Here is a 20,495-nt window from a genome sequence, read left to right as displayed (position 1 = left end):
TAATGGACGGAAAACTTGAAATAAGCGGCTTAAATTTACTTGCTTCGGCAGAAATGAATCACATTAGAAGCTTTCATTAAAATAAACTCATCAAATTAGCATATGAATCTAATCACAACTTACTTATACTAAATTAATAAAACCGTGTCAAGTCAGCTTTGCGGGCACTATAATTAAGTATTAACATTAAATGCTTCAATATTGTTCGGCCTGAATAATTAGCAGCACCTGTAAGCGGTATAAACTCTTACTTATAATTTATATATTATGTTATATTAACGATAATTAAATAAATAAAAAAGTCAAATATTAAATAAATTTTATTAAAAATAGATATTTTTTATGCCAACTTTTTAACCGTTATTTTATGATGTCATTTAATTTTTGACACCGTTTGAAGGCAAAAATGCAATCAGGATTGAGGCCCACATGATTTATTTAATGACTTTATAGTTCACTTGGGTGTGATTTCTAAAATGCTGTGTCGTTTGAATGTAAGTTATTGTAAGTAGCTATCTTTTATGGGAAAAGGTGATTCTATGTATTATGTTTTAATGAAGTCCCACGATATTCGCCAAAATTTGGCAACTGAGCAGTATTTAATGAATCAGAAAAGCTTTATAGAACCATTGGTACTTTTTTATAGTGAAGGACCGTCAATTATTGTTGGACGTAATCAAAATACCATGGCGGAAATCAACCAGAAATACGTTGCGGAACATAAAATTGTGGTGACGCGGCGACTGTCTGGTGGCGGTGCAGTTTACCATGATCTAGGGAATCTTTGTTTTAGTTTTGTGGTCGACGCTGCCGACGAAAAATTTGGTGATTTTGAAACTTTTACGCAACCAATTGTAACGGCCTTGCAAAAAATGGGGGTGCAAGATATTGAGGTCTCTGGGCGGAATGATATTTTAGTTGCTGGGAAAAAATTCTCTGGTAGTGCAATGTACACTAAAAATGGCAAGATATTTTCCCACGGGACTTTAATGTTAAATGTTGATCTAGACGTTGTCACCCATGCGTTGAATGTACCGGCCGATAAAATTGCGTCAAAGGGCATCAAGTCAATTCGTAGTCGGGTTACTAATTTACGACCCTATTTAGCACCAGAATTTCGTGATTTAACAACTGAAGAATTTCGCGATAAGTTGTTGCTTCAATTATTTGCTGCGCCAAATTTAGCCGCAATAAAAGAAAAAGAATATCAAATTACGGCCGCGGATCAAAAACAAATTAATCAAATTTACACGAGTACTTATAGTAATTGGAATTGGATTTACGGTGAATCACCAGACTTTACATTACAAAAAAGACAACATTTTACGATGGGAACAATTGATGCACGGTTGCTAATTCAACAGGGTAGAATTAACGAAGTGACCTTTTACGGTGATTTCTTTGGTTCAGAAGATGTTAAGGCCGTTGCGGACGTTTTAAGCGGTGTTATTTACGATCGCCAACACATTAGCCAAGCGATTGCCAAGTTAGATTTAGCAAACTACTTCAAAGGTATTGAGCCAGCAGCGATTATTGATTTATTGGCCCAATAGGACTTTTTAACCGCCGTTATGTGGTATATTGAAATCTAATGTTAAACGATACGATCGCTTTTTATAGGAGGTTCATCTTGACTGAATTTTATTTTATTCGCCACGGGCAAACGCTTGCTAATACACAAGGTGTTAAGCAAGGCACCACAAATACACCGGCGACTTATTTGAACGAAACGGGAAAAGCTCAAGTAATGAGGCTGCACGAACACTTCGATATTAGTTTTGCCGATCGGTTACTTAGTAGTCCGTTAGAACGAACTAAGCAAACCACGGCGATTTTAAACGCCACGGCTAAATTACCGGTGAGTTATGATGAACGCTTAACGGAAATTTCCTATGGTGAGTGGGATGGTTTGCCGAACGTCTCCTTGCAAAAAAAGTTTCCAGCTACTTTTTCTTTGGCTACTGGAGATGTTTTACCTAGCTACGCCGCTCTTGCCCATGGTGAGACGTTTGCGGCGGTTGAGCAGCGGACGGCAGCCTTTATGGCGGAAATGGTGACGCGCTATCCAACCCAGCGACTTATTATTGTTACGCATGGATTTACTGTCCGCAGTTTTACTTATAACGCCGTCCAAGCTAGCGATCCACTAGCAATTCTTGAACCAGACAATGCCAGTGTGACCAAAATAACAGCTGACGCTCAAACAAAACAATTAGCGTTAATTTACTATAATCGCCTTTTCTAATGTAATTGGAACCGGAGTGGGACCAAAGTCGGTTTTAGCGCACGTTCTAGATTAATGCTCGGAAATAGTAAGGGGCCAATAATTTTGTCCCAACCTCGTTTGTCCAGTTAGTACTAATAATTACTTACGGCATAATTTTTAATGACGATAGAAATTATGTTTTTTGATTACGCTGATATTTTTATTATATGGTGGGATTGGTTATTAATTTTTTAACTGCAATTATAGATTGAGCAACAATGGTCACTTCATTTTGGTGAGTGGTATAATAGCCTGTCAGGTTAACTTTGTCTGGTTATGTTAATTAATGAATATGGAGCGTTGACTGCTGTTGCAGTTATCTAAAAAAGGTTGGGGTTTGTAATGATGGAGACTAAGAAAAATGATGTTATTGAGAGTGTAATGGCATTAATTAATGACGCGGCAACAATTAAGGCGATCATTCTAGCAGCAATTGAAGATGCAAAAAAAAATCAATTTACCGCCGCCACAACAAAATTAGAAGAAGCCGATAAAAAATTAGTAGCAGCCCATGAAATCCAAACACATTTGTTATCCCAAGAAGCGGCCGGCCAGAAAATTCAAGTGACGTTATTGCTGGTGCACGCGCAGGATCATATTATGAGTGTGTCAACTTATCGAGATTTAGCAAGTGAAATTATTGATTTATACCGGCGCTTAGCGGAGACCAAGTAAGCCTAAAGTAAGCGACATTTTTAATCATTAGTTGAGATGAATTTGTTTTCTCACCTAATGATTAAAAATGTCGTTTTTTTATTTAGAACACCTGAATTTTGCTGCCTACTAAAATCGTTTTCGTCAGCCGGGTGCCAGTACCTTTTTAAATATATTTATGTTGAATTAGTCAGAAAAATGACGATAAAGGTGATTCTTAAAAATAGTACCGCACAGAAATCCTAATAAATAGCGGTTTATAAGAAGTGGGCCGCTCCAATCAGTTCTAATTGTGAAATAAGATTGAAGAAAAAAGGTAAATTCTGTATAAGTTATGGATTACATAAGATTATGGTGATATATTAAATTCATCGACAAAACAAGCCACTAAGTTTAAAAATACACAAAGAAATTTTAGGAGGAGTAAACTTATGATCACATTATTCTACAGCTCAAACTGCACATCATCCCGGAAGGCTCTAAAATGGTTGGAACAGCAGCAAATTCCCTTTGTTAAACGTTACATCAAGAAGGCACCGCCGACAGTTAATGAAATTAAGCAAATCATGCAATACGTTGATAACGGAATTGATGATATCTTAGCAACACGTTATAAAGGTTATTCGGCCTTTGCACGTGAAATGGGCGAAATGACAACTAGTCAAATTTTCCAACGACTTCATGAAGAACCTGAATTACTCAGACGACCAATTATATTAAGTGAACGAAAAGTTAACATTGGCTACAATTCGGACGCAATTCGGACATTTATCCCGCGGGAACGCCGTCATTTTGATCGAATGGTTGCACTGTTGAATAGCGGTATGTAAGAGAGTGCTTGAAAAAGCGGTTAGATTCTACTTCGCAATTGAGGATTATTAGCCTAAATCACTAATAATCTTGATGTTACGAACGATGGCCATTCTTGTGGCAAGGCACATGCCGCAAGAAGCATGGCTCTGAGGATTAGCCTAGATTGACAAATTATCTGTGCAACAGATGATTTGGCGATCGTAGCTAACCGCAGGAATCTGCTTTTCCAAGCACGTTTAACTAAATTGGTCAAAAAAACACTACTAAAAGCAGTCGCTAAATATTTTCCTATTGTAAGATTGCTAAATATTTCACTAAATTGGCCGAATAGCTTGACCAAAGCAATCTCTTTTTCTAGAATTAATAATGTAAGTGATTTCTTGAAAGGGGAAAATAACGTGTATTTAGCAAATAATGAACGCTACACACAATTACCTTCTCGTCGTGTAGGGCGGACTGGTTTACAATTACCAATTATTACTTTAGGGCTTTGGCATCATTATAGTAGTACGGACCCAATTGCAGATCGTAAAAAGGTACTGTTGAAGGCTTTTGATTCAGGGGTCTTCAGCTTTGATGTTGCTGACCATTATGGCGCACCGGATTTTGGCTCCGCGGAAGAATTACTCGGCAGTGTTTTGCAATCTGATTTAAAACCTTACCGGCACGAATTAGTTATTGCAACTAAGGTGGGCTACAAAATGTTTGCTGGCCCATATGGTGAAATGTTGTCCCGTAAGGCAATTTTGCAAGGCATTGACGCGAGTTTACAGCGTTTAGGCACGGATTACGTTGATATCTATTACGCGCACCGAGTTGATCCTGAAACGGACATGCAAGAAACAGCACAAGCTCTTGATCAAGTTGTCCGTGAAGGCAAAGCACTTTACATTGGAATATCTAACTATGATCCAAAACAAACTGCGACGATGGTTAAGTTATTCAAGGAAATGGGTACGCCGTTTACGGTTAACCAGGCTTCCTATAATTTGTTTAACCGGACGGCCGAAACGAGTGGTTTGCTGACGGAGCTTGAGAAGGACGGCGCTGGTTTAGTAGCTTATGGGCCATTGTCTGAGGGTTTACTTAGTCAACGTTATCTAAATGGTATTCCGAATGACTTTGCGATTCATCCAACTAATCAGGCAACTTTGGCCCAAGGAAAAGATGTTGTCGTTAAAAAGTTAAACGCACTAAATGATTTAGCTAAGAATCGGGATCAGACCTTGCCACAGATGGCCTTAGCGTGGTTACTAAGGCATCAGACAGTTGCAAGTGTTATTATTGGCACAACCAGCGAAGAGCATTTGGCTGCTAATCTTGCTGCCGCAAAGCATTTGGATTTTTCGGCGGATGAACTAGCTGAAATTGAACGAATTTTACAAGCTTAACTGTTTTAGACAAAAAAATTGGTACGACGGAATTTCTATTTTCGTCGTACCGATTTTTATTTTTAATTAATTTTCAGAGCCTAAACGTTTTTTGAAACTCATGCTAATTAATTTCAATTTTGTGTTCGCTGTTTTGATCACTAGATTTTGGTAAGTTAATCTTTAAAACACCACCATCGTAGTTTGCAGTGATCTTCTTTTGATCAATATTTGGTAAACGGTATTGGCGACTAGATTGACCATATTGACGTTCGCTGCGAATAATGGCACCGTCTTTATCAGTCTCGTTTTTGCCGTGTTCCAATTTGCCACTTACGGTTAAGATGTCATGATCATAATCGATGTTGATATTTTCTTTCTTTAAGCCTGGTAAATCAATTGTAACTGCGTAGGCCGCTGGAGTTTCAGTGATATCTGTTTTCATAGCGTTGGCAGCTTCACTTGGAAATGAAAATGCATTGCCAAAGAAGTTATGTGCCAAACGATCGAAGAAACGATCTGCACCTGTATCCATTAAATCATACTGACGATCCATCATATCATTTGCCATAAAAAAGACTCCCCTTTTCAAAATTTAATTATGCGTGGCACAAAATGTAAGTTTTGCACCAACCTTTAAGCTGTTGTACTTCCTTATCAGCTTACAAATTCTATTATAGTCAGTATTGGTCAAATGTAAACCAGTTAGCACAAAAAATATTAAGTGACAGAAAAATTTTCATTTGAATTAAATTGTCATGGGTATTATAGTTAATAGCTTATATAAATTTATTATAGTGGTAGACTATTTACTGAGTATTGTTTTTTTTATCTAGATCGTGTTTGGAAAACACCCTTACTAGCAGTTACCTGACTAATTTTGGATAAATGTGTTTGAAAAAGCAGGCTCATGTGTATTTTTCCAAACACTTCCTAGTTGTTGCGGGAAATAGTAGTGGTCTCTTTTTTAGACGCGTTTAGGCCAATTTTGCGCAGTATCTTTGTAAAAATAATTTTGGCACGTGCTAGATAATAAGCTGTTTTATAGTTTAATTCTCATGTGATCCTCATATTCTTTTGCAATAAGGGGTCTACTATTGTTAGCATTTAAACATGATTCAAATTCTAAGCGAAGGCGATGGTAAAGGTATGTTACTATCAATGGAACACTTAACCAAAGTTTATCCGGGTGGCAAAACTGCCGTTGACGATTTCAATCTCGAGGTCGAAAAAGGAGAGTTTATTTGTTTTATTGGCACTTCCGGTTCAGGTAAAACAACAACGATGCGAATGATTAACCGGATGCTAGAGCAATCTTCTGGCACAATTAAAATTAATGGTGAAGATATTGCACAAATGAATCCAGTTAAATTACGGCGTAAAATTGGATATGTTATTCAGAACGTTGGTTTGATGCCCCATATGACAATTCGGGACAACATTACGTTAGTTCCAAAATTACTTAAATGGCCCGTTGAAAAACGTAATGAACGGGCTAAAGAGATGATTAAACTAGTTGAATTGCCCGAAGAATTTTTAGATCGTTATCCTTCTGAATTATCTGGTGGACAACAACAACGGATTGGTGTTATACGGGCTTTAGCGGCCGATCAGGACATTATTTTAATGGATGAACCATTTGGTGCCTTAGACCCGATTACGCGTGAATCACTGCAGGATTTGGTTAAGGATTTGCAGGAAAAATCCGGTAAAACCTTTATTTTTGTAACCCACGATATGGATGAAGCATTGAGTTTGGCAACGAGGGTTGTGATCATGTCTTATGGTAAGCAAGTTCAAGTAGATACACCAGACAACATTTTGCGGCATCCCGCCAATAAATTTGTTGCCGACTTAATTGGTCAAGATCGCTTAATTCAGGCACGGCCAAGTATCACAACGGTTGGGCAAGTGGCTACAAAGGCCATTTCTGCACGGGAAGATCAGACTTTGAAGCAAGCCTTAGGTGAAATGCATACAAAACGTGTTGATACCTTGTTGGTGACTAATAACGAGGGTAAACTGACTGGCTTTGTTGGTATTGAGCGTTTGAACCATTACTACGGCTCAGGTAAACGAATTGGCGATATCATGGATAGCAATGTTTTTTATGTTAGGAAGGATTCCGTTATTCGCGATACTGTTGATCGGATTTTAAAACGTGGTTTTCGAAATGTTCCAGTTATCGATGATGACGGGAAATTAATCGGAATCGTAACGCGAGCTACCTTAGTGGATATAGTTTATGATGCTTTATGGGGCGAGGCCGACAAGAGTAATTCCAACGATAGCGGTCAAACAAAAGAAACAGAAGATAACCCAGATAAAGAAGCAGGTAAGACTGAATCACAGGCCGAAGTAACGCAAACAACGGAGGATGGTGATCAGAAATGATCAACTTCTTTAATCAATTTGGCTCTCAACTTATATTTAAGACTTGGCAGCATATCTACATTTCAGGGATCTCGTTGGGACTTGGTGTGATCGTTGCAATTCCACTAGGAGTTGTTTTAACGCGGTACAAACGAATTTCTGGTTTTGTTATTGGCCTAGCCAGTGTTTTGCAGACAATTCCCGCAATGGCACTACTAGCAATGATGATTCCTATTTTTGGGATTGGTGCCAAACCGGCGATTGTTGCGTTGTTTATTTACTCATTGTTACCCATTCTACGGAATACTTATTTAGGAATGGAGAATGTTGATCCAACCTTACGGGACGCCGCTAAAGGAATGGGAATGAGCAATTTTCAGTCAATTATGCGCGTTGAGTTGCCTTTGGCCGCACCGGTGATCATGGCGGGTGTCCGCCTGTCCGCCACCTATGTAATCGCGTGGACGGCGTTGGCTTCATATATTGGTGCTGGCGGCCTTGGGGATTTCATTTTCAATGGCTTAAATCTATATCGTTCTGACCTAATTCTTGGTGGTTCAATTCCAGTTATTATTTTGGCCCTAGTCGTTGACTTTCTATTAGGCCGGCTGGAACTGTTACTAACACCAAAGACAACAGAGGAGGGTTAATGATGACAAAGAGAATGAAACGTGTTATCAAGTTGTTTTTACCCCTCGTGGCTTTAGTGGTTACCCTAAGTGGTTGTAGTTTACCTGGTTTAGGTGGCACTTCTGATGATACTGTACGGATTGCTGCTCAAAACACAACTGAGCAACAAATTATGGCGGCAATTATTCAAGGGATGATTAAACATTATTCTAATTTAGATACCACCGTTATTAATAACCTTGGTTCGGCCACCGTTAGTTTTCAGGCTCAAAAAAATGATGAGGCTGATCTAACTGCAATTCGATTTAACGGTACAGATTACCAAACAATTTTGAAAAAATCGGCGACTAAAGATCCTAAGGTAATCGCAACTACTGTAAAACGCGATTTTCAAAAGAAATACCACATGACTTATTTCCCAAGTTACGGTTTTGCTGATACTTATCAATTTATGGTGACGCAAAAGTACGCCAAAGAACACAATTTAAATACTGTTAGTGATCTGAAAAAGACTGCACCACAAATGCAGGTTGGGATTGATCAAATTTGGATGAATCGTAAGGCTGATGGTTACGGTGCCTTCCAAAAGGCGTACGGCTTCAGTTTTGGTCACGTCTACCCAATGCAAATTGGCTTGGTTTACAACGCTTTAGCTAGTAATAAGATGGATGCTATCTTAGGTTATTCTACCGATGGTCGAATTGGTAGTTATAATTTGAAGTTGTTAAAAGACGATAAACAGTTTTTCCCACCTTATCAAGCTAGTGTAGTTGCCAACGATAAGGCGTTGAAGCGGAATCCACAATTGCGACCAATTTTAAAACGTTTAGACGGTAAAATTCCATTGAAGACAATGCAGCGTTTAAATTATCAAGTTGATAATAATTTACAGGAACCAGCAACAGTGGCCAATAAGTTCTTGAAAGACAACAATTATTTTGAAGGGGGACAAAATTAATGCAAAATATGAATATTTTTCAACAACTATTCTATTACTTTGCCCACAATGGTATGTACGTCCTCAGTCAATTTGATCGGCACTTTTTAATCTCAATTTATGGGGTTGTTTTTGCGGCGATTGTTGGCATTCCAATTGGTATTTTTATTGCTAAACATCGTAAACTCAGTGGTTGGGTGATTGGAATTGCAAACGTGATTCAAACCGTGCCATCGTTAGCAATGTTGTCGCTCATAATGTTGGCACTTGGGCTTGGAGTTAATACGGTTATCGTGACGGTCTTTCTCTACGCATTATTGCCAATTATCAAAAATACTTATACAGGGATGTTAAATGTCAACGCTGATGTTTTAGATGCCGGTAAAGGTATGGGGATGACCCGGGTTCAGATTTTACGATTAATTGAAATACCGCTATCCTTATCAGTCATCATGGCCGGTATTCGAAATGCGCTAGTATTAGCTATTGGGATTACCGCCATTGGTTCTTTCGTTGGTGCTGGTGGTTTAGGTGATATTATTATTCGTGGAACCAATGCCACAAATGGTGGGGCAATTATTTTAGCAGGTGCGCTACCAACCGCCTTAATGGCGATTATTTCTGATAGTGTACTTGGCTTTTTTGAACGAAAATTTGATCCAACAAATAAAACTAGTCAATAAATGAATGTTTAAATTTAAGGGAGTGGTCCAAAAGTCGGTTTTGGGTTCACTGCGTAACGTAAGCCAATCCAATAACCGTACTATGGTTATTGGATTGGCTGTAGTCGTGTTTGAAAAAACAGATTCCTGCGGTTAGCTACAACAGCCAAATCACCTTTTTCAAAGGTAATTCGTCTGTTCAGGCTGCGACTCGGACTTTGTTTTATCCTAGTCCGATCGACAACGTCAGTAATCCTCAGAGCCATGTTTCTTGCGGCACGAATTTTGCCACAAGAATGGCCATCGTTCGTAGCATCAAGATTATTAGCGGTCTAGGCTAATAATCCCCAATTGTGAAGTAGAATCTAATCGTTTTTTAAACACTTCCGTTAGGCACGTGAACCCAGACTTTTGGCGCACGTTCTAGAGCAATGATCGAAAATAGTAAGAGGCCAGGACAAAAGTCCTGGCCTCTTTTTGGTTCCTATAGAAGGTTGCCTGGATGTTGAAAGTCAATTATGTAGTTTGAAATAAAATAAATTTTTTATTAGCTAAACGTTCGGATTAAGGCCTTATTCACCGCTTAGCTAAGTAACTAGGGACTGCTTTATAATGAAAAATGCAATAATACATAAAATACGAACTATTTAGTGTTGACAAAGCAAAAATGTTAAGTATTATTTGAACTATAAACCTGTAAAGGCTTTTAGTTAGAAAGGAAGACAAACTAATGACGAATGATGTTGGCGTTGTTATGGGATCGATTTCGGACTGGTCAACGATGAAATTGACCTGCAATTGGTTGGATAAGTTTGGAATTGGCTACGAAAAGCACGTTATTTCTGCTCACCGAATGCCAAATGAACTGTACACTTATGGTAGTAATGCCGTAACTAAGGGCCTAAAGGCTATCATTGCTGGAGCAGGTGGTGCCGCCCACTTACCAGGTATGTTGGCGGCAAATACAACCTTACCGGTAATTGGTGTTCCAATAAAAACACGAACATTAAATGGTGTTGACTCTTTATTATCAATTGTTCAGATGCCCTTTGGTGCTCCGGTTGCAACTGTCAGCATTGGTGAGGCAGGGGCGAAAAATGCGGCCTTGTTGGCCATACAAATTCTGGCGATCGATGATTCCAAGTTAACGGCTAAATTGGTGGCGTTTAAGGAACAGCAGCGGCAGGAGGCGATTACCAGTGAACAGCAATTCAACTAAAGTAATTTTGCCACCAGCAACGATTGGAATTGTCGGAGGTGGGCAATTAGGCCAGATGATGGCTTTAAGTGCCAAGGCAATGGGGTATAAAGTTGGTGTTCTCGATCCAACGCCCCATGCACCAGCCGGTCAGGTAGCCGATTTTCAAATTAAGGCCGCCTACACTGATACAGCAGCCTTAATGGAATTGGCACGGCGCAGTGCGGTCCTAACCTATGAATTTGAGAATGTTGATGAGCAGGCCTTGATTAAGGCCCAGACGGTAACTGAATTACCACAAGGAACTGAATTATTACATATCACTGGCGATCGATTGAATGAGAAAAATTTTCTACGTTCGGCTGGCCTACCGGTAACTAATTTTGCCGCCGTCACTGATAGCGAAAGTTTGACGGCCGCCATTAATCAAATCGGTTATCCGGCAATTTTAAAAACGGCCGCAGGTGGCTACGATGGCCACGGACAGCTTGATCTTAATGTAGCCGCGAATTTACCTGCTGCTGCAAAGCTTTATCAACAAGCGGGCTGTATTCTTGAAGCGCGGCAAAAGTTTATTGGTGAAGCGGCCATGATGGTCACGCGAACTGCGGCCGGTAAAATTATTACTTTTCCATTAGTGGAAGATTTTCATAAGCACCATATTTTGCACACCACGATTGCACCAGCACGCTTTGGCGAAACGATCGCGGGATTGGCTAAAGCGGCCGCCGTTAAGATTGCGACCGAATTAAATTTACGCGGTGTTTTGGGTATCGAATTTTTTATTCTTGATGAACAGCATCTGGTAATTAATGAGTTGGCGCCACGCCCCCATAATTCTGGGCACTACAGCATTGAGGCCTGTAATATTTCTCAGTTTGAGGCCCATATTCGTAGTATTTGTGGCCTACCTATTCCGGCAATTGAACAAGAAAGAACGGCTGTAATGACTAACCTTTTGGGGTCTGATTTGACCAAGGCTCGGCGGCTTTTAGACGATCATCCAGAATGGCACTTTCACGATTATGGTAAAGATGCGATTCGGCCGCAACGTAAATTAGGCCACATCACTGTTTTAGGCGATAACGTTGAACAATTATTGGCAAGTACGCAGGCATTAAAGGGAGACGATTAATATGGTGGATTACGAGAAAAAGGAATTATTGTATCGCGGTAAGGCCAAAGAAATGTTTGCCACTAACGTTGCGGATGTTGTTTGGGTTCATTACATGGATCAAGTCACGGCCTTAAATGGTAAAAAGAAAGTCCAAATGACTGATAAAGGGACAACGAATAACCAGATTTCCAGTTTGATTTTCTCTGATCTAACGGCAAATGGTATCCCCAATGACTTCATCAAACAAATTGACGCCAATAATCAACTAGTTAAAAAAGTACAAATAATTCCGTTAGAGGTAGTTATTCGCAATTTTGCTTCTGGTAGTTTCGAACGCAAATTTGCGGTTGACCATTTACTGAAATTTGAACAACCGGTCAAAGAATTCTTCTATAAAAGTGATAAATTAGATGATCCATTTATTAATGATTCGCAAATCAAGGCGCTAAATATTGCAACACAGCAACAATTAGACCAAATACGTAACCTGGCACTTAAAATTAACCAACGTTTACGAACAATTTTTGCCGCAATGCAAATTGAGTTAATTGACTTTAAAGTTGAATTTGGCCTGGATCAAACCGGTGAAATCATTTTAGCGGATGAAATTTCACCGGATAGTTGTCGTTTAGTTGATCAGAAAACTAAAGAATCCCTAGACAAAGACGTTTTTCGTAAAGGTTTAGGTGACTTGGTTCCCGTTTATAAAACTGTTTTGCAACGTTTGCAGAAAGTGGAGGGACATAACTAATGTATTTAGCGAAAATCCACGTTAATTATAAGCGTTCAATCTTGAATCCTGAGGCACAGGCGGTTCAGACGGCCTTGTTGCGTTTAGGTTATCAGGACGTTACTTCCGTCCAGTTGGGTAAATATTTTGAATTGAAATTGACCGGCTCGCAATCTAAGGAGCAGGCCGCAAAAGAAGTAGACGAAATTTGCGATCGACTACTCGCTAACGTGAACATGGAAAGCTACCACTATCAACTTGAAGAATTGGCGGTGGCAGAATGAAATTCGCAGTTGTTGCCTTTCCCGGTTCCAATTGCGAAATGGACTTAGTTTACGCAATCGAGGACGTAGTTAAGGAGCAAGCAGAATTAGTTCCGTCTACGGCCACCGATTTGAGTGACTACAGCGCCGTGTTACTTCCTGGTGGGTTTTCTTACGGTGATTATTTACGTAGTGGGGCAATTGCGCAGTTGGCGCCGATTATGTCGGCCGTTAAAAGGTTTGCGGCGGCCGGGAAACCTGTACTGGGTATCTGCAACGGTTTTCAGATATTAACTGAGGCCAGGTTATTACCTGGTAGTTTGCAACGAAATCAACAGTCCAAGTTTATTTGTAAACTTGCTGATTTAGTCGTTACGAATAATCAAACGATGTTTACAACTGATTACCAAACGCAACAAACAATTCAACTACCCATTGCGCACGGTGACGGCAATTATTATTGTGATCCAACAACTTTGGCGGAATTAAGAAAAAATAACCAGATTATTTTCACCTATCAAAATAATCCTAACGGTAGTGTTGCAGATATCGCCGGGATTTCTAACCGACAAGGTAATGTCTTGGGTATGATGCCCCATCCAGAGCGTGCAGTAGAAGCAATTCTTGGTTCTACTTCAGGCCGCGAACTTTTCAGCTCGTTAGTCAATTCGGTAAGAAAGCGTGGGCTAATTCATGAGTGAAACAGTGGAACTTACACCAGAAGCAATCCAAGCTACGAAGTACTATCAAGGTTTAGGGTTGACGGATGCTGAATATCAATTAATTACGACGAAAATTTTACAACGCTTACCAACTTACACCGAAATAGGTCTGTATTCTGGTATGTGGAGCGAACACTGTTCCTATAAAAATTCAAAACCAGTTTTGAAGAAATTTTGGACCAAGGCCAAACAAGTCGTTGAAGGACCTGGCGAAGGTGCGGGAATTATTGATATTGGTGATAACCAGGGAATTGTGTTTAAGGCCGAAAGTCACAACCATCCGTCGGCAGTTGAACCATTTCAGGGTGCAACTACAGGCGTTGGTGGTATTTTACGGGATATCTTTTCAATGGGGGCCCGGCCAATTGCTTTATTGGATAGTTTACGTTTCAATGAACCTAAAACTGCCCACGATAAATATCTAATTAACCAGATTGTTGACGGAATTGCTGCCTACGGAAATTGTATTGGGGTACCAACGGTTGGTGGCGATACAGCTTTTGATGCAACTTACGCTGCTAATCCTTTAGTAAACGTTATGTGTGTGGGTTTGATGGATTTAACTAATCGTGAAAAAGGTCAAGCAACTGGCGTAGGTAACAGTATTATCTACGTTGGCGCAAAAACTGGTCGTGACGGGATTAACGGGGCCTCCTTTGCATCGGCGCAATTTGATTCTAAACATAAAAGCCAACGTTCCGCTGTTCAAGTGGGTGATCCATTTACGGAAAAATTAGTGATGGAGGCCTGTTTAGACGTTATCTATAAGCATCAGGATGCATTAGTCGGCATTCAAGACATGGGCGCTGCTGGGCTAGTTTCTTCATCCGCCGAAATGGCTTCCAAGGCCGGTAGTGGTATGACCCTGGACCTTGATCTAGTCCCACAACGTGAAGCCAATATGACTGCTTTTGAATTAATGTTGTCCGAATCACAAGAACGGATGCTGCTTTGTATCAAGTCTGGCAGTGAAAATGAAATTTTAGATCTATTTAATGATTATGGACTTACTGCCGCCGTTATTGGGCAGGTCACAACTGGCCATCAATACCAATTGAGTCACCATGGTGAAATAGTAGCGGATGTGCCAGTGGACTCGCTGGCAACTGCTGCACCAGTTTATCACCGTGAAAAGACTGTCCCGGAGCATATTTTACAACAAGCAGCCATTCAGTTTTCACCAAACATTACAGAACCAACTCAAATTTTGAGGCAAATGCTCCAACAACTGACGATTGCGTCTAAAAAAATGATTTACGAAACTTATGATACGCAGGTTCAAACGAATACAATCGTTCAGCCAGGTTCTGATGCGGCCGTCGTGCGAATTCGCCATACCGACAAGGCCTTGGCAATGACCACTGATGTTAACGGCCGTTACCTTTACTTAGATCCCTATGTGGGCGGCGAAATGGCTGTTGCTGAAGCCGCACGTAATATTGTGGCGACTGGTGGCGTTCCGTTGGGCATTACTGATTGTCTAAATTTTGGTAATCCAACAAAACCTGATCAATTTTATGAATTGGATGAAGCAGTTATGGGAATGACGGCGGCCTGTAAAGTGTTTAATACCCCAGTTATTTCCGGGAATGTTTCGCTAAACAATGAATTTAACGATGTTGCTATTTACCCAACACCAATGGTTGGCATGGTGGGTTTAATCAAAGGGTTAAACCAGATTACGACGCAGGACTTTAAGCAGGCCAACGATAATGTTTACGTTGTTGGTCGAACTGGTAATGATTTTAATGGCACGGAAATTCAAAAATTATTGACTGGCAAAATTGGCGGCAAGCTTTTTCCCTTTAATTTAGATGAAGAACAGCGAATTCAACAATTAATTTTACGTGCAAACCGGCAAGGCCTAATTGCTAGTGCTCACGATATTTCTGAGGGTGGCCTAATTGTGGCGATTGCCGAAAGCTGTTTTGGTAAAGATTTAGGTGTGGCACTGAGTAGTACGTTAACCACGGCACAGTTTTTTGCCGAAACGCAAGGTCGGTTTCTGATTTCAGTTAAACCAGAAAATAAATTGGGTTTTGAACAATTAATGGGCCGTGACGCAACACTTCTTGGGAAGGTAACTAACCAGCAGCAACTCTTTGTTGCAGCAACTGATGGCGAATTTAAGCTGGCACTTTCTGAAGCCAAAAGATTATGGGAAGGAGCTTTGGCATGCAGTCTGAAGTGAAGAGTCTTAATGAAGAGTGTGGCGTTTTTGGTATCTGGGGAACACCGGACGCGGCCCAATTAACCTATTTTGGTTTATTTGCACTGCAACATCGTGGTCAAGAAGGTGCGGGTATTACGGTTAATGAACAAGGAAAGTTACGTACTGAACGTGGTTTAGGTTTGTTAACTGATGTGTTTTCGTCCCAGCAAAAGATTAACGATTTGCACGGAACTGCTGCCATTGGCCATGTCCGCTACTCAACTGCAGGAGCTAATACGTTAGAAAATGTTCAGCCGTTGCCGTTTAATTTTAGCGATACACAGTTTGCTTTGGCGCATAATGGTAATTTGACTAACGCAATTTCTTTAAGAAAAGATTTAGAGGCAAGTGGGGCAATTTTTCATTCTAGTTCGGATAGTGAAATTTTAATGCACCTAATTCGCTGTAGTAAGGCAGCCACTTTGGATGAGCAGGTTAAATCCGCCTTGCGAAAAATTAAAGGTGGTTTTGCCTACTTATTACTCACGAAGGATCGCCTATACGCGGCACTGGATCCCAACGGTTTTCGACCGTTAGTGGTTGGTCAGTTGATCAATGGCGCCTACGTTGTTTGCAGCGAAACTTGTGCGCTGGATGTTGTGGGTGCCACCTTTAAGTGTGATGTTCATCCAGGGGAACTTTTAATTATTGACGCGGCCGGCCTAAGAATAGAACAGTACACTAATAAAACGGAACTGGCTATTTGTTCAATGGAATTCATTTATTTTGCTCGTCCCGATTCGGAAATCTACGGTGTTAACGTTCATTCTGCCCGTAAACGAATGGGTAAGCTTTTGGCCCGAGAACACCCAGCAGATGCGGATATGGTTATCGGTGTTCCCAATTCTTCCCTTTCGGCGGCCAGTGGTTACTCTGAGGAAAGTGGGCTACCTTATGAAATTGGTTTGGTTAAGAATCAATATTCAGCCCGAACTTTCATCGAACCAACGCAAGAATTACGCGAACAGGGTGTTTTTTTAAAGTTATCTGCGGTTAAAGGGGTAGTTGCAGGAAAGCGAGTTGTGCTGGTAGATGATTCGATTGTTCGGGGAACAACTAGTCGCCGGATTGTTAAATTATTAAAGGATGCCGGTGCCAAGGAAGTTCATTTACGAATTGCGTCACCACCGTTACGCTTTCCTTGTTTTTACGGAATTGATATTCAAACTGCGCGCGAATTAATTGCCGCCAACCAAAGTGTTGCCGAAATGACCGCCACCTTTGGCTGTGACTCTTTGGCCTTCTTAAGTACCGCCAATTTAATCAAGGCAATTAATTTAAAATCCACTGCACCAAATCATGGTTTGTGCGTTGCTTATTTTAATGGCGATTATCCAACACCACTTTACGATTACCAAGAAGAATATGATGCGGAACAACAACAATTGGCACATGAACGAGGTGAACTCAATGGATGCGTATAAAAGAGCTGGCGTCGATATTGCGGCGGGCAATCAAGTCGTCACTGATTTAAAAAAATTATCTGGTAATCAAGCCCTGGGCTCATTTGGCGGCCTTTTTCCCTTAGACTTAGCTGGGTATAAACAGCCGGTTTTGGTTTCCGGTGCGGATGGAGTTGGAACTAAACTATTAATCGCCCAAAAGGCTCAGGAACACGCCACAATTGGGATTGATTTAGTTGCAATGTGTGTTAATGATATTGTGGCCCAAGGCGCGCAACCGCTATTTTTCTTAGACTACTTAGGTGTTGGTCATTTGCAGCGGGCACAAACCCAGGCGATTTTAACGGGAATTGTTGCTGGTTGCCAAGACGCACAAGTTCAGTTAGTTGGTGGTGAAACCGCCGAAATGCCAGACATGTACCACGCTGGCCACTATGATTTAGCTGGTTTTGCGGTGGGGATCGCTGAGGCCCAGCAACTAATGCAACCTGCAAAAATGGCGTTAGGTGATATCCTGCTGGGCTTGCCGGCCCAGGGACTTCATTCAAATGGGTTTAGTCTCGTTCGGCAGATTTTATTTAAGCAACATCACTTTGAATTAAGTGCCCAATTACAGCACTGCAAAATGGATTTAGCCCATGAATTATTACGGCCCACTAAAATTTACGTTAAGGCGGTATTACCCTTAGTTCAGCAAAATTTAATCAGTGGGATTGCCCACATTACCGGTGGTGGTTTGTTGGAAAACGTCCCGCGAATTTTACCGACTGACCTTGATGCAGTGATTGATTGCTCAACTTGGACACTTCCTGGAATTATGCAGGACTTAGCTAGTTTAGGTCAACTTTCATTTACTGATCTTGCCAGTACGTTTAATTTAGGAATTGGGATGGTGTTAGCCGTTCACCCTGAAAATGTGGCGCAAGTTAAGCAGGTACTAGCGGAAAAACAACAGCCAGTTTTACAAATTGGTCAAGTTACTACGGGTCAGCAAAAAGTTATCCTACAGGAGCAAAAGTAAATGGAACAAGAAAAGAATATTGCAATCTTTGCATCTGGTGAAGGAACTAATTTTACGGCCCTAATAACAGCCTTTCGCCAGCAAAATTTACCTTTAAAGGTTGAATTACTTATTTGCGACCACCCAGCAGTTAACGTCCTACGCCGAGCAGCAAAAGAAAAGGTACCAAGTTTGGTGGTCGATTTTAAAGCATACTCTAATAAAGCGGCCGCCGAGCAGCAAATTATTAAACAATTACAGGCTAAACGGATTGATTTTATTTTGTTAGCCGGATATATGCGGATTATTGGTCCCACCTTGCTTGCTGCTTACCCACGTAAAATTATCAATATTCATCCTGCCTTGTTACCGCACTTTTCTGGGCGGCACGGTATTGAAGATGCCTTTGCTGCAGGCGTTACAACAACTGGGGTGACGATTCACTGGGTTGATTCTGGAATTGATACGGGTAAGATTATTGCTCAACGAACAGTTAAGGTTTTACCGCAAGATGATCTTGCCTCGTTGGCTAAACGAATTCATACAACTGAGCACCAGTTATACCCGCAAGTGGTTGAACAATTATTAAATGAAGGAGAGATTTAAATTGACGAAGAGAGCTCTTTTAAGTGTTTCAGATAAAACAGGCTTGGTGGATTTTGCCAAACAGTTGCTGCAGTTAGGTTATGAATTAGTTTCAACTGGGGGTACTAAAAAAGTGCTAGAAGCGGCTGAAATTGCTGTCACTGGGGTTGAAACCGTAACGGGCTTCCCTGAAATGTTAGACGGGCGGGTAAAAACATTGCACCCAAACATTCATGCTGGTATTTTGGCCAAACGTGATAACGCTGATCACATGCAACAACTAAAAGAAGCACAGATTGTGCCAATTGACCTCGTCGTGGTTAATCTTTACCCATTTAAAGCAACAATTGAAAAACCAACAACAACCCAGGAACAGGCAATTGAACAAATTGATATTGGTGGACCATCAATGTTGCGGGCTGCGGCAAAAAACTTTGCTGGCGTTATCCCCGTTGTTGATCCGGCCGATTACACTAAAGTAATTGCAGCTTTACAAGCAGGAACCGTTGATCAGAATTTTTGTAAACAGTTAGCGGCCAAAGTTTTTCGCCATACTGCGGCTTATGATGCATTGATCGCTAATTACCTCACAACTGAAGAGTTTCCCCAACAGTTAACGCTGACGTACGAGAAACAGCAGGCATTACGTTACGGTGAAAATAGTCATCAAAAGGCCGCTTTTTATCAAAATGCTATTCCATCAGCCTATTCAGTGGTCACTAAGCAGCTCCACGGTAAAGAATTGTCCTACAACAATATTAAAGACGCCGATGCAGCAATGAAAATGATTCGTGAGTTTGAACGGCCGACTGTGGTTGCAATGAAGCACATGAATCCCTGTGGAGTTGGTGTTGCTACTACATTGAGTGCAGCCTGGGACAAGGCTTACGAATCAGATACCATGTCGATTTTTGGTGGAATTATCGCGGTTAATCGTGAAGTTGACGCAGTAACTGCTAGCAAAATGCACGAACTCTTTTTGGAAATCATTATTGCACCTTCGTTTAGCGATGAAGCCTACGCCATTTTGGCCAAAAAGAAAAATGTTCGTTTACTACAGGCTGATTTTAGTCGTAAGGACCAAGCTGATCAATTTGAAACTATTTCCGTTAGTGGTGGTCTTTTAATACAAGAAGTTGATAAAAAAGTCGACACCACGGCTGATTTTACAGTTGTTAGCCAAAAGCAACCAACCAAGCAACAGTTGGCGGCCTTAGCCTTTGGGCAGCACATTGTGAAACACGTTAAAAGTAACGCCATTGTTGTGACCACGGACACGCAAACTTTAGGCATTGGTTCTGGTCAGCCTAACCGAATTGATTCTACTAAAATTGCCGTTCAAAAGGCAATGCCTAAGGCCGGTTATGAAAACGCGATTATGGCCTCTGACGCCTTTTTCCCAATGGATGACTGTGTAGCTTACGCTGCCAAACATGGTATAAAGGCGATTGTTCAACCAGGTGGTAGTATTCGTGATCAAGATTCAATTGATATGGCCGATAAATGGGGAATTGTTTTAGTAACGACGGGCATTCGTCACTTCAGACATTAGTAAAGGTG

The 20,495-nt window shown here is 40.8% G+C and carries 20 protein-coding genes; 19 read left to right on the top strand and 1 reads right to left on the bottom strand.

All coding sequences use genetic code 11. The annotated features are described in order from the left end of the window. Positions 1–539 precede the first annotated feature (539 nt). From EKM98_RS00755 to EKM98_RS00735, 5 genes are all read left to right on the top strand, one after another. Positions 540–1,553: a lipoate--protein ligase gene (locus EKM98_RS00755; RefSeq protein WP_125979772.1), complete on the top strand. Its 1,014-nt coding sequence runs from the start codon at positions 540–542 to the stop codon at positions 1,551–1,553. A gap of 77 nt (positions 1,554–1,630) precedes the next feature. After that, positions 1,631–2,245: a histidine phosphatase family protein gene (locus EKM98_RS00750; protein ID WP_125979770.1), complete on the top strand. Its 615-nt coding sequence runs from the start codon at positions 1,631–1,633 to the stop codon at positions 2,243–2,245. 363 nt (positions 2,246–2,608) lie between these two features. After that, complete coding sequence (locus EKM98_RS00745) at positions 2,609–2,941, top strand: PTS lactose/cellobiose transporter subunit IIA (RefSeq protein ID WP_125979769.1); 333 nt, start codon at positions 2,609–2,611, stop codon at positions 2,939–2,941. A gap of 410 nt (positions 2,942–3,351) precedes the next feature. After that, on the top strand, positions 3,352–3,750 hold the full coding sequence (locus EKM98_RS00740; RefSeq protein WP_125979767.1) for a Spx/MgsR family RNA polymerase-binding regulatory protein: 399 nt from the start codon (positions 3,352–3,354) through the stop codon (positions 3,748–3,750). Positions 3,751–4,131: 381 nt separating this feature from the next. Continuing rightward, positions 4,132–5,124: an aldo/keto reductase gene (locus EKM98_RS00735; RefSeq protein WP_125979765.1), complete on the top strand. Its 993-nt coding sequence runs from the start codon at positions 4,132–4,134 to the stop codon at positions 5,122–5,124. Positions 5,125–5,227: 103 nt separating this feature from the next. On the opposite strand, the gene EKM98_RS00730 is transcribed toward EKM98_RS00735, so the two are convergent. Beyond that, positions 5,228–5,674 carry an Hsp20/alpha crystallin family protein gene (locus tag EKM98_RS00730; RefSeq protein ID WP_125979763.1) on the bottom strand — a complete coding sequence of 149 codons (447 nt, stop codon included), beginning with the start codon at positions 5,672–5,674 and terminating at the stop codon, positions 5,228–5,230. Between the two features lie 578 nt (positions 5,675–6,252). Here EKM98_RS00730 and EKM98_RS00725 point away from each other — a divergent pair. The 14 genes from EKM98_RS00725 (at position 6,253) to purH (ending at position 20,487) form a co-directional block, all read left to right on the top strand. After that, on the top strand, positions 6,253–7,497 hold the full coding sequence (locus tag EKM98_RS00725) for a betaine/proline/choline family ABC transporter ATP-binding protein (protein ID WP_125979833.1): 1,245 nt from the start codon (positions 6,253–6,255) through the stop codon (positions 7,495–7,497). Beyond that, on the top strand, positions 7,494–8,126 hold the full coding sequence (locus EKM98_RS00720) for an ABC transporter permease (protein WP_125979761.1): 633 nt from the start codon (positions 7,494–7,496) through the stop codon (positions 8,124–8,126). Before EKM98_RS00725 ends, EKM98_RS00720 begins: the two co-directional genes overlap by 4 nt. A 14-nt stretch (positions 8,127–8,140) precedes the next feature. Beyond that, complete coding sequence (locus tag EKM98_RS00715) at positions 8,141–9,064, top strand: osmoprotectant ABC transporter substrate-binding protein (protein WP_125979831.1); 924 nt, start codon at positions 8,141–8,143, stop codon at positions 9,062–9,064. Then, positions 9,064–9,726 (top strand): ABC transporter permease, encoded by a 663-nt coding sequence (locus EKM98_RS00710; RefSeq protein ID WP_125979760.1) that lies wholly within the window; start codon positions 9,064–9,066, stop codon positions 9,724–9,726. Before EKM98_RS00715 ends, EKM98_RS00710 begins: the two co-directional genes overlap by 1 nt. A 709-nt stretch (positions 9,727–10,435) precedes the next feature. Beyond that, positions 10,436–10,924 (top strand): 5-(carboxyamino)imidazole ribonucleotide mutase, encoded by a 489-nt coding sequence (gene purE / locus EKM98_RS00705; RefSeq protein ID WP_125979758.1) that lies wholly within the window; start codon positions 10,436–10,438, stop codon positions 10,922–10,924. Continuing rightward, complete coding sequence (gene purK, locus EKM98_RS00700) at positions 10,905–12,038, top strand: 5-(carboxyamino)imidazole ribonucleotide synthase (protein ID WP_125979757.1); 1,134 nt, start codon at positions 10,905–10,907, stop codon at positions 12,036–12,038. The genes purE and purK overlap by 20 nt, the downstream gene beginning before the upstream one ends. Before the next feature lies 1 nt (position 12,039). Then, complete coding sequence (gene purC, locus EKM98_RS00695; protein ID WP_125979755.1) at positions 12,040–12,771, top strand: phosphoribosylaminoimidazolesuccinocarboxamide synthase; 732 nt, start codon at positions 12,040–12,042, stop codon at positions 12,769–12,771. Further along, positions 12,771–13,034: a phosphoribosylformylglycinamidine synthase subunit PurS gene (purS, locus tag EKM98_RS00690; protein WP_125979754.1), complete on the top strand. Its 264-nt coding sequence runs from the start codon at positions 12,771–12,773 to the stop codon at positions 13,032–13,034. Before purC ends, purS begins: the two co-directional genes overlap by 1 nt. After that, a complete protein-coding gene (gene purQ / locus EKM98_RS00685) occupies positions 13,031–13,714 on the top strand; it encodes a phosphoribosylformylglycinamidine synthase subunit PurQ (RefSeq protein WP_125979752.1) in 684 nt (227 codons plus the stop codon). The genes purS and purQ overlap by 4 nt, the downstream gene beginning before the upstream one ends. After that, positions 13,707–15,926, top strand: coding sequence for a phosphoribosylformylglycinamidine synthase subunit PurL (gene purL / locus EKM98_RS00680; RefSeq protein WP_125979750.1), 2,220 nt, complete (start codon positions 13,707–13,709; stop codon positions 15,924–15,926). Before purQ ends, purL begins: the two co-directional genes overlap by 8 nt. After that, positions 15,911–17,371 (top strand): amidophosphoribosyltransferase, encoded by a 1,461-nt coding sequence (gene purF, locus EKM98_RS00675; RefSeq protein WP_125979749.1) that lies wholly within the window; start codon positions 15,911–15,913, stop codon positions 17,369–17,371. The genes purL and purF overlap by 16 nt, the downstream gene beginning before the upstream one ends. After that, positions 17,358–18,371, top strand: a complete 1,014-nt coding sequence (purM, locus tag EKM98_RS00670) for a phosphoribosylformylglycinamidine cyclo-ligase (protein ID WP_125979747.1) — start codon at positions 17,358–17,360, stop codon at positions 18,369–18,371. The genes purF and purM overlap by 14 nt, the downstream gene beginning before the upstream one ends. Next, positions 18,372–18,956: a phosphoribosylglycinamide formyltransferase gene (purN, locus tag EKM98_RS00665; protein ID WP_125979745.1), complete on the top strand. Its 585-nt coding sequence runs from the start codon at positions 18,372–18,374 to the stop codon at positions 18,954–18,956. A 1-nt stretch (position 18,957) separates the two neighbouring features. Next, positions 18,958–20,487: a bifunctional phosphoribosylaminoimidazolecarboxamide formyltransferase/IMP cyclohydrolase gene (purH, locus tag EKM98_RS00660; protein ID WP_125979743.1), complete on the top strand. Its 1,530-nt coding sequence runs from the start codon at positions 18,958–18,960 to the stop codon at positions 20,485–20,487. The last annotated feature ends 8 nt before the right edge of the window (positions 20,488–20,495 follow it).

The organism is Loigolactobacillus iwatensis (assembly GCF_003950295.1).
Lineage (GTDB): Bacteria > Bacillota > Bacilli > Lactobacillales > Lactobacillaceae > Loigolactobacillus > Loigolactobacillus iwatensis.
Note: the sequence above shows the minus strand (reverse complement) of the source record. Positions and strands in the feature narration are given on the sequence as shown.